Source organism: uncultured Ralstonia sp. (assembly GCA_913056305.1).
GTDB lineage: Bacteria > Pseudomonadota > Gammaproteobacteria > Burkholderiales > Burkholderiaceae > Ralstonia.
This window is the reverse complement of record CAJXMR010000131.1, coordinates 1-13,262: the sequence shown is the minus strand read 5'-3', so window position 1 is coordinate 13,262 and position 13,262 is coordinate 1. Positions and strand designations below refer to the sequence as shown.

Annotated in this window: 14 protein-coding genes; 5 read left to right on the top strand and 9 right to left on the bottom strand. The window is 68.6% G+C overall.

The window, feature by feature from the left end; all coding sequences use genetic code 11:
• On the bottom strand, positions 1 to 1,087 hold a 1,087-nt coding region (locus QZ609_RS18005; protein WP_295497646.1), incomplete at its 3' end, for a methyl-accepting chemotaxis protein.
• A gap of 289 nt (positions 1,088 to 1,376) precedes the next feature.
• Between QZ609_RS18005 and QZ609_RS18000 the strand changes: the two genes are divergently transcribed.
• Positions 1,377 to 2,306: a sterol desaturase family protein gene (locus QZ609_RS18000; protein WP_295497644.1), complete on the top strand. Its 930-nt coding sequence runs from the start codon at positions 1,377 to 1,379 to the stop codon at positions 2,304 to 2,306.
• A 9-nt stretch (positions 2,307 to 2,315) separates the two neighbouring features.
• Here QZ609_RS18000 and QZ609_RS17995 read toward each other — a convergent pair whose 3' ends face one another.
• A complete protein-coding gene (locus tag QZ609_RS17995; protein ID WP_295497642.1) occupies positions 2,316 to 3,197 on the bottom strand; it encodes a LysR family transcriptional regulator in 882 nt (293 codons plus the stop codon).
• 119 nt (positions 3,198 to 3,316) lie between these two features.
• Between QZ609_RS17995 and gstA the strand changes: the two genes are divergently transcribed.
• On the top strand, positions 3,317 to 3,922 hold the full coding sequence (gene gstA, locus QZ609_RS17990) for a glutathione transferase GstA (RefSeq protein ID WP_295497640.1): 606 nt from the start codon (positions 3,317 to 3,319) through the stop codon (positions 3,920 to 3,922).
• A 12-nt stretch (positions 3,923 to 3,934) separates the two neighbouring features.
• Here gstA and QZ609_RS17985 read toward each other — a convergent pair whose 3' ends face one another.
• The 3 genes from QZ609_RS17985 to QZ609_RS17975 are packed head-to-tail and all read right to left on the bottom strand — an operon-like array spanning position 3,935 to position 5,458.
• Positions 3,935 to 4,627: an MIP/aquaporin family protein gene (locus QZ609_RS17985; protein WP_295497638.1), complete on the bottom strand. Its 693-nt coding sequence runs from the start codon at positions 4,625 to 4,627 to the stop codon at positions 3,935 to 3,937.
• 5 nt (positions 4,628 to 4,632) lie between these two features.
• Entirely contained in the window at positions 4,633 to 5,127 is a 495-nt protein-coding gene (locus tag QZ609_RS17980) for an arsenate reductase ArsC (protein WP_295497636.1), read from the bottom strand.
• A gap of 13 nt (positions 5,128 to 5,140) precedes the next feature.
• Positions 5,141 to 5,458 carry a metalloregulator ArsR/SmtB family transcription factor gene (locus tag QZ609_RS17975; protein ID WP_295497652.1) on the bottom strand — a complete coding sequence of 106 codons (318 nt, stop codon included), beginning with the start codon at positions 5,456 to 5,458 and terminating at the stop codon, positions 5,141 to 5,143.
• A gap of 393 nt (positions 5,459 to 5,851) precedes the next feature.
• Here QZ609_RS17975 and pstS point away from each other — a divergent pair, with 393 nt between their 5' ends.
• Positions 5,852 to 6,916, top strand: a complete 1,065-nt coding sequence (gene pstS / locus QZ609_RS17970) for a phosphate ABC transporter substrate-binding protein PstS (RefSeq protein ID WP_295497634.1) — start codon at positions 5,852 to 5,854, stop codon at positions 6,914 to 6,916.
• A gap of 176 nt (positions 6,917 to 7,092) precedes the next feature.
• Positions 7,093 to 7,290, top strand: coding sequence for a DUF3562 domain-containing protein (locus tag QZ609_RS17965; RefSeq protein ID WP_295497632.1), 198 nt, complete (start codon positions 7,093 to 7,095; stop codon positions 7,288 to 7,290).
• Between the two features lie 7 nt (positions 7,291 to 7,297).
• Here the strand turns inward: QZ609_RS17965 and QZ609_RS17960 are convergent, their stop codons facing one another.
• From QZ609_RS17960 to QZ609_RS17950, 3 genes are all read right to left on the bottom strand, one after another.
• Entirely contained in the window at positions 7,298 to 8,263 is a 966-nt protein-coding gene (locus QZ609_RS17960; RefSeq protein WP_295497630.1) for an alpha/beta hydrolase, read from the bottom strand.
• 85 nt (positions 8,264 to 8,348) lie between these two features.
• The gene (locus QZ609_RS17955) at positions 8,349 to 8,810 is read right to left on the bottom strand and encodes a CoA-binding protein (protein ID WP_295497650.1); all 462 of its coding nucleotides are present in this window, start codon (positions 8,808 to 8,810) and stop codon (positions 8,349 to 8,351) included.
• 14 nt (positions 8,811 to 8,824) lie between these two features.
• The gene (locus QZ609_RS17950) at positions 8,825 to 9,976 is read right to left on the bottom strand and encodes an RsiV family protein (RefSeq protein WP_295497628.1); all 1,152 of its coding nucleotides are present in this window, start codon (positions 9,974 to 9,976) and stop codon (positions 8,825 to 8,827) included.
• A 589-nt stretch (positions 9,977 to 10,565) separates the two neighbouring features.
• Here QZ609_RS17950 and QZ609_RS17945 point away from each other — a divergent pair.
• Entirely contained in the window at positions 10,566 to 12,998 is a 2,433-nt protein-coding gene (locus tag QZ609_RS17945) for a DUF6600 domain-containing protein (RefSeq protein WP_295497626.1), read from the top strand.
• Positions 12,999 to 13,092: 94 nt separating this feature from the next.
• Here the strand turns inward: QZ609_RS17945 and QZ609_RS17940 are convergent.
• Positions 13,093 to 13,262, bottom strand: a 170-nt coding sequence (locus tag QZ609_RS17940; protein WP_295497648.1) for an ATP synthase delta/epsilon chain alpha-helix domain-containing protein, incomplete at its 5' end; no start/stop codon positions are given.

Below are 13,262 nucleotides of genomic sequence, written 5' to 3'. Positions count from 1 at the left end.
TCTCGCCGGTGGCGGACTTCATGCTGTCGACGCTGGCGCGCACTTCCAGCAGCACCGCGCCGATCTTGTCGATGAAGGTGTTGAACGAGGCGGAAATCTGCGCGACCTCATCGTTGCCGACCACGGGCAGGCGGTGCGTGAGGTCACCGCCGCCGGCGCCGATGGTGTCCATCGCGTCGCGCACCTGCGACAAGCGGCGGAACGACTGCGAGGTGAAGAACGCGGCAATGCCTACCGCCGCCAGCGTGAGCAGCACCATCGCCACGCCCAGGGCGCGCACGACGTTGCGCAAACCGGCGGTGGCCTCGGCCTTGTCCAGCGCGATCACCAGGTACCAGTCGGTGCCGTCCACGGCCTGCGCCTTGAGCAGCTTGGGCGCGCCGCCCAGCTCGACTTCCAGCGGCGAGGTGGCTTTGGCCAGCGACGCCAGGGCGTCGGCGTTGAGGGCGGCGGTGACGTCCGTCACCGGCTTGAGCATCAGCTTGGCGTCGGGGTGGGCGATCACCTGGCCGTCCTTCGCCACCACGAAGGCCAGGCTCGACGGCGTCGGGTGCACGGCGGCCACCACCTCGCGCACGCCGTCCAGCGGCACCGCGCCGCTGACGGCGCCAGCCGCCTCGCCGTTGCGCATCATGGGCGCGGCAAACGAAACGTATTGCACGCCGGTCGTCGCGTCACCATACGGCTTGGTGACGGTCAGCTTGCCGGCAGCAATGGCCGACTTGTACCAGGGGCGCGCCGTCGGGTCGTAGTCCTTGGGCGTGCTGGGGCTGGTCGAGAAGAAGGTCTTGTCGGGCCAGCCGATGGTGATGATGGGGAAGCCGTTGGCATTGCCCATGTGCTTGCCGAAGCCCTGCGGATCGCCGTGCTCGACCACCTCGGCGGTGGCCTTCACGGCCTGGGCCTTGGCTTCCACCCACTTGTTGATGGCCAGCGTGTTGCCGCTGGCGACGGCGGCCAGGTTCTGCTCGATGCTCTCCATCGTGTTGCTGCGCACGATGGAATAGGTGGCGGCGCCGGACAGCGCCAATGCGCCGATCACGGTGGCCGACGAGATGATGAGGATGCGGGTGCGGAGAGAGGACATCGTGATTCTTCTTGAAGTTTGGGGATGAATCAGACTGCGTACCGCGAGACTGCACGGCACCCGCCACGGGCTGCTGGTGGGTGGGGCCACCTTGCAAGCTACGGCAGCGGCGGCAGGAACTTGAGGCGACCACGGCGGCCGGGACACCGCCCGTCCGTGGGGTCGGCGGGCCGGCACAGTCGCTGCCCTGGCAGGTGACACGCTGTAATACGGGCCCCCGTCTGCCCTAATTGCCGGCCCGAACCCGTTGCAGTACCGTCCCTGGGATTCCCGTCCGGAACCCCGCGCCATGGCCGTGCTGTTCACGATCCTGAAGGTCGCCGTTGTGGTGGTGCTCGTCTCGTCGCTGAGCGAGGCGGTGGTGCTGTCCATCTTGCGCGGCTGGCGCAACTACGACTGGCGCGCGACCGGCATCTCGCTGGTCGATTTTTTGGTGCGCGAGTACCCGCTGCGCTGGCTGTTGCCGCTGGCGTTCTGGGTACAAGGCATGGACTGGATCTATCAGCACCGCCTGTGGACTGTGCCGATGGACCACTGGAGCGGCTGGCTTGCCTGCTTTGTCGGCCAGGAGTTCTGCTACTACTGGTACCACCGCGCCGCGCATCGCGTGCGCTGGTTCTGGTGCACGCACGCCATCCACCATTCGCCCAACCAGCTCAACCTGTCAGCCGCGTATCGCTTTGGCTGGACGGGCCGGCTGAGCGGCACGCTGCTTTTCTTTACGCTGGCGCCGCTGCTGGGGCTGCCGCCGCGCATCGTGCTGATGCTGCTGTCGCTGAACCTGCTGTACCAGTTCTGGATCCACGCCACCTGGATCCCGCGCCTGGGGCCGCTGGAGTGGGTGCTGAACACGCCGTCGGCGCACCGCGTGCATCACGCGGCCAACCTGGAATACCTGGACGGCAACTATGGCGGCGTACTGATCGTGTTCGACCGGCTGTTCGGCACCTACACCGCCGAACGCCGCGACCTGCCCTGCCGCTACGGCCTGGTGCACCCGATGACGACCACCAACCTGCTGACGATCGAGTTCGGCCACTGGCGCGCGCTGGTGCGCGACCTGAAGACGGCGCGCTCGGCGCGTGAGGTGTTCGGCTATCTGTTCCGCCCGCCGGGCTGGCGGCCGGATGGCAATGGGGAGACGACTGAAGATTTGCGCCGCCGCGCCGCGCTCATTGCCGACGAACGCACTGTCACCCCGGCTGTCGCCGCCAACTGACGCGTCGCATCACGGCAAGCGCAGCACCTGCGCCAGATGCCCATACACCACCGCAATCCGCCGCAGGTGGCGCGACTCCGGATGCGTGAGCAGCCACAGCTCCGACTGGTTGGCGTCCGTCAGGTCCCGTAGTGGCACCAGGTCACTGCGCCCCTGGGCCATCAGCACAGGCAGGATCGCGACGCCCATTCCCATCGCCACCATCTCGGCCACGATCTGCAGGCTGTTGACGAAGTACGTGGGCATGACCTTGGGGAAATGCCGCTTGCGCCATGCCACCGACGGGTGGTCCGGAATCGCATCGTCAATGGCGAGCCACGGCACGCGGCCGGCTTCCACATCGGCATAGTCGAACCCGCTGCCCCGCCCCGCATACAACCCCACGCGGATCGAACCAAGATGCTTGCCAACCAGATGCTGCGGCGGGCGCCGCGTGGCCCGCACCGCGATATCGGCATCACGCCGGGTCAGGCTCGCCAGCTCGTTGCTGACGCGCAGGTCGTAGCTCAGGTTCGGGTGCTGGGCCTGCAGCGACTGCAGCGCGGGCGCGACCAGGCCGATCAGGATGGTGTCGGTGGTGGTGATGCGCACGGTGCCCGCCACCTCGTCCGGCGCTGTATTGGCGGCCGAGCGTGCTGCTTCCAGCGCGGCTTCCACCTGCTCCGCGCGCTCGGCCAGCGACAGTGCCAGCTCGTTGGCCAGATACCCCGTGCGCGAACGCGCGAACAGCGTCTGCCCGAGCCCGCGCTCGATGCGCTGGACGGAGCGGAACACCGTCGAGGCATCCACCCCCAGCCGTTCGCCCGCCGCCGCGAGCGTGCCGGTGCGCACCATCGCCAGCACGACTTCCAGGTCGGCGGCGCTCAGGCGGTATTGCGTTTGTGCAAGCATGGTTTTCTTGCTCGCTTATTCCGTTAGCATGAACGCAATCCTACAGTGTCATCAGCGCCGTTGCTGCCTGCTGTCCTTAAGGTGGCGGCGGTCTTCCCAACATCGAGAAACGAACGACCATGAAGCTCTATTACTCCGCCGGCGCCTGCTCGCTGGCCGTGCATATCGCCCTGCGTGAAGTGGGTGCGCAGTTTGACCTGACCGCGGTGGACCTGACCAAGCACCTGACCGCCGACGGCACCGACTTCTACACGATCTCCCCGCGCGGCTACGTGCCGCTGCTGGAGCTGTCCGACGGCTCGCGCCACACCGAAGCCGCCTCGTTGCTGCAGTACGTGGCCGACCTCGACCCGACCCAGGCGCTGATCGGCAAGGCCGGCAGCGCGCGCCGCCTGGCCGTGATCGAATGGCTGACCTTCGTCAGCACCGAGCTGCACAAGGGTTTCGGCCCGCTCTGGTACAAGGAAACGCCCGACGCCACGCGCCAGGGCGCCAAGGACAAGCTGGCCAAGCGCTTTGCCGAGATGGATGCCCGCCTGGCCAAGCAGCCGTACCTGGCCGAGGACTACAGCGTGGCGGACGCCTATGCCTTTACCGTGCTGAACTGGGCCAACTTCCTGGCGCTGCCGCTGACGGCGTATCCGCACGTGCAGGCGTACATGGCGCGCGTGTCGGCGCGGCCGCAGGTGCAGGCGGCGTTGAAGGCGGAGGGGTTGGTGAAGTAAGCGGGCGCGACCTCAGTCGCCTGAGGTTTCGGCCGCATCGGGCTGGCCACGACGCGCGGTGCGCGGCTGCAATGCGCCGTGCAGCGCTAGCCCGATGGCCGCGCCGACGCATTCAGCGACGATGAAGCCCGGCACGCTCGATGGCGCGATGCCAGCAAAGCTGTTGCTGAACATGCGCCCGAACGCCGCCGCCGGGTTGGCGAACGAGGTCGACGCCGTGAACCAGTAGGCCGCGCCGATGTAGGCAGCGACCATCGCCGATGCCCTGCCCGGCGGTGCCCGCAGGATCACCAGCAGCAGGCCGGCGGTCGCGACTGCCTCGGCGATCCACTGGCCGGGCCCGCTGCGCACCTTGGCGGAGAACTGCAGCAGCGTCATGTCGAACATCGCGTGCGCCAGCCACGCACCGAGCACCGCGCCCACGAGCTGCGCAACGATATAGGGCGCCAGCGTGCTCCCTGGCAACGCACCACGCACCGCCATCACTGCGCTGACGGCCGGGTTGAAATGCGCCCCGCTAATTGGCCCGAACATCTCGATCAACACATACAGCCCGCCCACCGTGGCCGCCGTATTGGCGAGTAGCGCGACGGCCAGATTGCCGCCCGCCAATCGCTCAGCCATGATGCCCGAGCCGATCACCACGGCCAGTAACAGCGCCGTGCCCAGCAGCTCGGCGATCAGCTTGTTGCGTAGATCATTCATGGCGCTCAGCGCTGCGCGATGTGTTCGAGTTCGGCCTGCAGCTCGGCGTTGCTCAGCATGTCGAGCGGCAGCGCCAGCAGTTGCAGCATGCGGTAGCCGATGGCTTGGCGCGTCAGCTCGAAGGCCTCACGCTTGCCCGCATCGCCGCCGGGCGCGTTGGACGGGTCCGCATAGCCCCAATGCACCTGGACCGGGCTACCGGGCCAGTAGGGGCAGGTCTCCGCCGCCGCGCTGTCGCACACGGTAATGACGACGCGCATCTGCGGCGCGCCCTCGGTTACGAACTCGTCCCAGCTTTTGCTGCGATAGCCGGTGACATCGATGCCAGCGCCGGTCAGCGCCTCCAGCGCGAACGGGTTGAGGCGCCCGCTCGGTGCGCTGCCGGCGCTGTAGGCACGCACGTCGCGGCCGAGCTTGCGTGCCCAATGGTTCAGCATCCCCTCGGCCAGCACGCTGCGCGCGGAGTTGTGGGTACAGAGGATCAGGACATTGGTGGTCATCGGCGGCCGGGCGTCAGCATTTGCAGGTGGCGGCATCAAGGCACGGCTCGCCCTGGCAGCAGTTTTCGGTCAGGAAGCCGAGCAGCGTGTCCATCTGGTCAAACGCCGCCCGATAGATCAGGCTGCGGCCGTCGCGCTCCTGGGTCACCAGTTGCGCGTTCATCAGTTCCTTCAAATGAAACGACAAGGTGGCGCCGGGCACGTCAAGCTGCTCGGCGATGACGCCCGGCGTCAGCCCCGCTGGTCCGGCGACCACGAGCATGCGGAACACGCGCAGTCGCAGGGTGTGCGCGAGCGCGGCGAGGGAGCGGATGGCATCGTTCTCTTCCATATTTCCAATATATTGAAAATATGGGGCGGACTCAAGAACCCGCATCGGCAGCCTCGATGATGTGCATTCAGGGCTTCCCCGCCCGTCTTCGGGGGAAAGCGTCAGGATGGTCTTGTTGGTCTTGTCGTGATGACCACCCTTGCATGCCATGGTCTGAGCCTCACTGCCGTCGACAACGCCGTCGCGGCCAACAGACCCCAAGACGAAATCGCCCCCGGCAACCCGAATCTCAAAAGTGACGATCTAACCCCCAACCCCGCCTAACGTTTGCGGAACGCCTTACAACACCCCCCTCTTCTGTGGGGGCGGCCAATTCACGCATTCTCCATCGGTTGTCACACCCCGCCCGCTACAATCGCGAGCTTCGCTCCACCCGCACCCCACACGTTTTCCATGTTCAAGCACGCCGTTGTCGCCCTGGCGCTGGTCGCCTCGGGCCTGCCCACCCTCGCCCGCGCGGATATCCTCGGCGCCGGTTCGACCGCCGCTGCGCCGGTCTATCGCGTCTGGTCGGCGGGCTACACCGCCACCTCGGGCGCGGCGCTCAAGTACGACGCGGTAGGCTCGGGCGAAGGCCTGAAGCGCATCCGCGCGGGGTCGGTGGACTTTGGCGCGTCGGACGTGCCGCTCTCCTCCGCCGACGCGGCCAAGGCCGGCCTCGTGTGCGTGCCGTCGGTGGTGACGGGCGCGGTGCCCTTCATCAACGTGCCGGGCGTGCCGCGTGGCCAGCTGAAGCTCACGGGCGATGTGCTGGCACGCATCTTCCTCGCCAAGATCGACAGCTGGGATGCGCCGGAGCTGCGCGCGCTGAACCCCGGCGTGGCGTTGCCCAAGCTGAAGATCCGCCTGGTGGTGCGCGCCGACGGCTCGGGCACGACGTATCACTTCACCGATTACCTGAGCGCCGTCAGCGCAGACTGGAAAGCCACCTACGGCACCAAGTCGACCATCGCGTGGCCGGCGGACTACCTTGGCGCCAAGGGCAGCGGCGATGTGGTGAAGGCGGTGCAGGCCACGCCCGGCGCGATCGGCTATGTCGACTACAACTACATTCTCGACAACGAGCTGAACGCGGTGCAGCTGCGCAATGCGGCGGGCCACTTCGTCAGCGCGCAGGTGAGCGGCTTCCGCGAGGCGGTGGTGCAGAGCGCGTGGAACCGCAAGGGCGACTTCACCGCGCCGCTGGTCAACCAGCCGGGCGAGCAGACGTGGCCGATCACCATGGGCACCTTCATCATCGTGCCGGTGGTGGCGCACAGCGGCCCGCGCACGCTGGAGGCGTTGAAGTTCCTCACGTGGGGCTACTTCCACGGCGACGAGCTGGCCGCCCGTGCCAAGTTCGTGCCGCTGCCCGAGCGCGTGCAGGCGATTGCCTATCGCGAGCTGGCGCGCATTACCGACACCGCGGGCGCGACCATCGGCCTGCAGAGCATGCCCGCCAATTGGGGCAACAAATAAGGGGCGAATCACCCCTTGCCGGTGCAGGCAATGCACCGGCGGCTGCACCGTTTTGACGCACAGCACAGTCTTCTGAAACACGGCTGGACTGTTCGGCTCGCTGGCCTATAGTGGTCACTCGCCGCGCATTCATTACCACCGCGTGTCACTGCCACAGCAAGGACAGGAAGGTTGTCATGGGCCCAGTTGACCAGAACGAGCAGATCGAAAAGATTGCGCACGACACGGGCGCGCCTGCCGAGCAGGTCCGACAGACGTATCTGGAAACGCTGCACACGCTGAGCGCCGATGCGCGCATCCATGACTACCTGGCGCTGCTGGTCGCGCGCCGCGTGATGGCCGCATACCGCATGCGGCGCACACCGCCACGCTGAGCGCCGCTCAGTCGGTTCCCTCTCCAATCAACCCAATGAAGGCATGCGCCGCTCGGCGCATCCATTCGCGTGCGCGCTCCGCTTCAGGCTGCATGCGTGCGAAGCCATGCGTCATGCCCGAGGCCTCGATGGTGACGACTTGCGCGCCGTGCTGCACAAGGTAGTCGGCATAGGCGAGGCCATCGTCGCGCAGCACATCGTGCGCGGCCACGATCACCACGGTATCGGGCGGCGTGTGTGCGGGCGGCTGCGCCATCAGGAAGAGGCGCGGGTTCTGTTCGGCCAGCGGCGTGTCGAGCGCCCTGGCGCCGATGAATTGCTCCCAGTACCAGCGCATCTCGTCACGCGTGAGGCCGGGGCCTTGGGCGAAGGCGTTGTAGCTCTCGCTACCGAAGGCCGGGGTGCTGACGGGATACACCAGCAGCTGCGCCGTAACGAGACCGGGCCGCACCGTATCGTGCACGGCCTGCATGGCCTGCGCGGCCAAGTGCCCGCCCGCGCTGTCGCCGCCCACGGCCAGGAAGTTCGGGTCGAGCGACAGGCGCAGGCGCTGCTCGGCCAGGTAGGCGAGCGCATCGCGCGCATCGTCGGCGGGGGCGGGAAACGGATGCTCGGGCGCGAGGCGATAGTCCACGCTGATGACCGCGCAGCCCGTGTCGGCCGCCAACAGGGCACACAGCAGGCGATGCGTGGTGCGCGGTGCGCCGACCACCCAGCCGCCGCCATGGAACCACACCAGCAGACGCGGGCGCGGCACACCCTGCGGGCGGAACATCACCGCGTCCAACGTGCGGCCGGGCAACGGCAGCGTCAGGTCGGAGACGTCGATGCCATCCGGATCGGGCTGGGCAGACACGCTGGCGACCGCTTCAAAGCGCGCGCGCTGCGCCGGCGCATCTTCGGGCAGCGGCAAGGCGCCGAACTGCGCGGCAAGGCGTTGGAAGAACTGGAGAATCTGCGGATCGACGGCCATAGGGGGCGGCGCGTAACGCCGGGCAAATTTCGATGACCATCGAAGTGTAGCGCGCGGGTCCGCGCGCGATCGAGCGGACGCTGGGTCAGCCGTGCTGGCCGAGCCCCAGCCGCCAGTGTTCGATCTTGGTACAGCGGTCCTGCACCGCCGGAATGCCCGCCGCGCGCGCCACCGCCATCGCCTCATCGTTGACGATGCCGAGCTGCACCCAGATGCCGCCCACGCCCACGGCAATTGCTTCCTGCACCACCGGCAGCACGTGTTCAGCACGGCGGAAGATGTCGACCAGGTCGATGCGCTGGCCGGCGGCAGCCAGCGTGGTCGCGGCCTCGGCGAGCGTCGCATAGCAGGGCTCGCCGAGCACGTCTTCACCGGCGTGCTGCGGGTTGACCGGCACGATGCGATAGCCGGCCTGCTGCAGGTAGCGCGCCACGTCGTAGCTCGGCCGCGTGGGCCGCGGCGACAGGCCCACCACGGCAATCGTCTTGGCCGAAAGCAGCCGGCGCATGGTGGCCTGTTCGTCGACGTAGGAAGGATTGGCGGACATGGATGGCATGGGTATCAGGTGGACGGACGCCAGCACGCGTTGCCCAGATCGTCGATGCGCACCGCGGCATGGAACGCGCCCGACGAAAACGGCCCGACTTCATACGGACCATAGTGCACAACGATGCGGTCTCCTTGCAGCGTAAACGGAAACGTGATGCTACGCAGGTCCTTCTCTTTCAGGGCGCCACGCGCGGCATCGGGCGCGCCTTCGCGCTTGAGCGCGTCGACCAGTTGGGTGTTCAAGTTCTGCAGGCACGCGGGGCTCGGGTTGAGCACATCGGCCAGCGTGATGGGCTGGAAGCCCTGTGCGCCGCGCCGCCAGTTGCCGGCGGTGAAGCCGTAGTTGCCGTGCGCGCCGCCGCTATAGGCCCACACCATGCGCAGCAGGCTCACGGTCTCGCCCAGGCTGACGGCGCTGATGCGGATCACGCATTCGATGTCGTATGGATCGCAGCGGCCGATGCGCAGCGATTGCACCAGCGCATCGACGCCCGCATCGCCGGTGACGGGGTAGCGCTCGGTCAGCTTGGCCTGGCCGGCGGGGCCACTCTCCTCGCGGTAGCGCGCCACGCGCTTGAGCGTGAAGGGCTGGCTGCGGCCGCCATCGCTCCAGGTGCCGTTGGCGGTGGTGCCGTCGGACGAGACGGCGCCGGTGAGCGTGCCGCCCTCGCGCGTGACGGGCAGGCCGTTGGCGTCGACGCTATCGGCACGCTCGCGCCACACGAAGCGGTGCTCGGGCGCGTTGCGGCCTTCGATGCTCCACAGGGTGCGGCCTTGCGGGCGGTCGTCGTAGGCCTCGCCGGTGAGGGTGTCGGCGATGGGGTCCTTGTCCTGCGCCTGCGCGCTCGGGCCGGGCTCGTAGATGCTGAGCCAGACGTTCCAGCCCGGGGTATCGGCGCCCGCGCCGACCACCCCCTGCCAGAACTCGCCGGCGTGGCGTTCGCGTGGCTCGCGGGGTTTTGCCGGGGCAGCGGTCGGCGCGGAGGCCGAGGGCGTGGCGGGTACGGCGGCGGCGGGCGCACTTGCCGGTGTCGCGGGTGGCGCGGACGCCGCCTCGGCGGCGGCGTGCGCGGCGCCGGCATCGCACAGACTGGTCATCAAGGTAACAAAAACGCCGACCCGTGCCGACAGTTGCGCCCGCTGGCGCCCAGCATGCACACGCATGCGCCTCTCCTCTCAAGCCAATCACCCAGACTAGGCGAAGGCGCGCCAACCCGCCTGCTGGCTGGCGGCGCCCACCTTCGCGACAAGTCGGTGGGACTGCGCACGCGGCGCAGACGTTCCCCGAATAGCGCTCTAAAGCGCTTTTTGCATCACGCAATACGGCGTATTACAGCGCTTGCATTCGATTGCATTCCGACACATTTTGTTACGCCTGGGGTCGACCTTGTCTTCCAGAATGCCCGGGCACCTGGGGTGTTTGTGTCCAATTGTGTGTGCCGGCTGACGTCGCTCAGGTGACGCAAGTCACCGTCGCGCCACACTCACGCCCCCGCTGCACAGGTTACCCCTCCCTTTCGAATTGACCCCTCGAAGGGATTTCCCGTCCGCGCGGCGCTCCCCGGCCCGCGCGCTTTTTTTCGTCCGTCGCATCGGTGGCGGACGCCCCTCCTGCTGCGCCCTCCCGTCCCCCCTCCTCCGTGTATCCGCGCGATACACGCTCTTACAATGCCGCGTCTACCGGGCGCCATCCGCTGCGTTTAATAGAGGCATCCACGCGACACATGTCGCAATACAAAAACGAGGGCTCACCATGTCCAATGCCTCCCGCTTTCCTGGCCGGCTCTCCGGCCATCGGTTGCCGCAAGCGCTGCGCGCCGCCAGTCTTGCCGCCCTGCTGCTGGTGTGCGGCGCCAAGGCTGCGCTGGCCGCGGATCCGGCCTCGCGCGTGGCGCGGCTGTCGGACTTCTCCGGAGCGGTAAGCTTCGCGCCCGCCGGCTCCGACGACTGGGCCGGCGCCACGCTCAACCGCCCCTTCACCTCGGGCGACCGCCTGTGGTCCGACCAGGGCAGCCGCTCCGAGCTGCACGTCGGCTCGACCGCGCTGCGCCTGGGCCAGAACACCGGCGCCAGCCTGGTCGACCTGGATGACCGCACCACGCAAGTCAAGCTGACGCAAGGCGCATTGTCGGTGCGTGTGCGTGCGCTGCCGCCGGATCAGGTGGTCGAGATCGACACGCCCAACCTGGCCTTCACGCCGCAGGCCCCGGGCGAGTACCGCCTCGACGTGGCGCCGGACGGCTCCAGCACCACCGTCACGGTGTGGCGCGGCAACGGCACCGCCTACGGCGACGACCGCTCCGTGCCGCTCTCCGCCGGCCAGCAGATCCGCTTCGATGGCACCGACCTCGGCGAGGCCGGCGGTATCGACAACCCGGATCGCGACAGCTTCGACCGCTGGGCCGAAGCCCGCGACGCGCGTGAGGACGCCTCCGTCTCCGCCCGCTACGTCGGCCGTGAGATGACCGGCTATGAGGCGCTCGACGACAACGGCTCGTGGCGCGAGGAAGACGGCTACGGCGCGGTGTGGGTGCCGCGCGCGGTGCCGGTCGGCTGGGCGCCGTACCGCACCGGCCACTGGGCCTGGGTCGCGCCGTGGGGCTGGACCTGGGTCGACGATGAGCCGTGGGGCTTCGCGCCATTCCACTATGGCCGCTGGGCGTATGTCGGCACCACGTGGTGCTGGGTGCCGGGGCCGGTGATGCCGCGCCCAGTGTATGCGCCGGCGCTGGTCGGCTTCGTGGGTGGTGGCGGTGGTGGCGGCGTGAGCTGGGGTATCAACATCTCGATCGGCTCGCCGGGCGTGGCGTGGTTCCCGCTCGCCCCGGGCGAGGCCTATCGCCCGGTCTACGCGGCCAGCCCGACGTACGTGACCAACATCAACCGCACGGTGGTGGTGAACAACGTCACGGTCAACAAGACCATCATCAACAACAACGTGACCAACATCACCAACGTGAACCGCGTCACGTACATCAACGCCAACAACCCGGCCGCGCTGACGGCGGTGCCGGCCAAGACCTTCGTCAGCGGCCAACCCGTGGCCCGGGCGATGACGACGCTGCGGCCCGAACAGGTGCGCGCGCAGATGGCGCATGCGCAGATCGTGTCGACGCCGGCATTGGCACCGGTCAAGGCGAGCCTGGTAGGGGCGGCGGCCGCGAGTGGTCCGCATCCGCTGCCGCCGGCGCAGGTCTTCACCCGGCAGGCGGTGGCGGTGCGTGCCCCGGCCGAGCCCGCCGCCAACCACGACGCACTGGCTCAGCGCTTCCATTCGCAAGGTGGATCGCTGGCCAGCGCCGGCCCGGCCTGGACGGGTGGCAACGCCGCCGCACGCATGGCGCCGGTGCGCGGTCCGGCGGGCGCGGGTGGTCCGACGGGTCCGGCCAACGCGGGTGCCCAGCCGATGCCTGCCGGCGTACAAGCGGCTGGCTTGCGGCTGACGCACACCGCGCCCGCCAACATGCCGCGGGCTGAAGCCCCGGCACGTCTGGGCAATGAGCCGAATGGCGCGCGCGGCGCCAACAATCCGGCCGCGCCGGGCGGTATGCAAGCTCCGCACGGCGCAGTGCCGGCGCCGCAAGCGCTGATGGCGCCGACTGCGCCGGGCGCGAGCACGCGACCGCTACCGCAGCCGCAACCGGAACGTCGCGGCGAGGAGCGCCCGGCCATGCCGAATGCGCCCGCTCAGGCTGCGCATACGCCGCCGCAGGCGCCCGCCGGCATGACGACGCGTCCGCAGCCGCAACCGCAGCCGCGTGAAGGCATGCCCGGTGGCACCCCGCACGAAGAGCGCCGCCCAATCCCGCAGCCGGCCATGCAGGCACAGCAACCGCAGCACAATCCCGAGGTGATCCGGCCGAACCCGCCGGCGCCGCAGGAGCGCGCGCGCAACGAGCCGCCCGTACAGGCTCGTCCGGAGCCGCGCCCGGCACCGGCCGCCGCACCGCGTCAGCCCGAGCCGCACTTCGAGGCCCCGCGCCCGGCACCGCAACCGCATCCGGTGGAGATGCGCGCCCCGCAGCCGCAACCACAACCGCAGCCGCGTCCGGAGGTGCGGCCGCCGCAGCCCCAGCCTCAACCGCCGCAGCCGCACGTGGAGCACCATGAGGCCGCGCCGGCACCAGCACAACCGCACCCGCAAGGCGGCCACAACGAACCGCAGCGCGAAGGCGAGCACCGCTGATCACGGCAGCAGCAGGCAATAAAAAAAGCAGCCCTTTCGGGCTGCTTTTTCTTTGGGTCGTGCCGGACCGCCAAGCGGACCGACACAAACCAGCTTAGCGCTTGCGACGCAGGCGCGCGATCGCTGCCAACTGCGCAGCGGCCACGGCCAGTTCACCTTGCGCACGGGCCAGGTCCAGGTCGCTGCTCTGGTTCTGCAGCGCCTCTTCGGCCGCACGCTTGGCTTCGTTCGCCTTGGCTTCGTCCAGGTCGTGACCGCGGATTG

Bases quoted from the DNA above. Each gene is read 5' to 3' on its own strand.
- QZ609_RS18000 (WP_295497644.1), top strand. From the start codon at position 1,377: ATGGCCGTGCTGTTCACGATCCTGAAGGTCGCCGTTGTGGTGGTGCTC.
- QZ609_RS17995 (WP_295497642.1), bottom strand. From the start codon at position 3,197: ATGCTTGCACAAACGCAATACCGCCTGAGCGCCGCCGACCTGGAAGTC.
- gstA (WP_295497640.1), top strand. From the start codon at position 3,317: ATGAAGCTCTATTACTCCGCCGGCGCCTGCTCGCTGGCCGTGCATATC.
- QZ609_RS17985 (WP_295497638.1), bottom strand. From the start codon at position 4,627: ATGAATGATCTACGCAACAAGCTGATCGCCGAGCTGCTGGGCACGGCG.
- QZ609_RS17980 (WP_295497636.1), bottom strand. From the start codon at position 5,127: ATGACCACCAATGTCCTGATCCTCTGTACCCACAACTCCGCGCGCAGC.
- QZ609_RS17975 (WP_295497652.1), bottom strand. From the start codon at position 5,458: ATGGAAGAGAACGATGCCATCCGCTCCCTCGCCGCGCTCGCGCACACC.
- pstS (WP_295497634.1), top strand. From the start codon at position 5,852: ATGTTCAAGCACGCCGTTGTCGCCCTGGCGCTGGTCGCCTCGGGCCTG.
- QZ609_RS17965 (WP_295497632.1), top strand. From the start codon at position 7,093: ATGGGCCCAGTTGACCAGAACGAGCAGATCGAAAAGATTGCGCACGAC.
- QZ609_RS17960 (WP_295497630.1), bottom strand. From the start codon at position 8,263: ATGGCCGTCGATCCGCAGATTCTCCAGTTCTTCCAACGCCTTGCCGCG.
- QZ609_RS17955 (WP_295497650.1), bottom strand. From the start codon at position 8,810: ATGTCCGCCAATCCTTCCTACGTCGACGAACAGGCCACCATGCGCCGG.
- QZ609_RS17950 (WP_295497628.1), bottom strand. From the start codon at position 9,976: ATGCGTGTGCATGCTGGGCGCCAGCGGGCGCAACTGTCGGCACGGGTC.
- QZ609_RS17945 (WP_295497626.1), top strand. From the start codon at position 10,566: ATGTCCAATGCCTCCCGCTTTCCTGGCCGGCTCTCCGGCCATCGGTTG.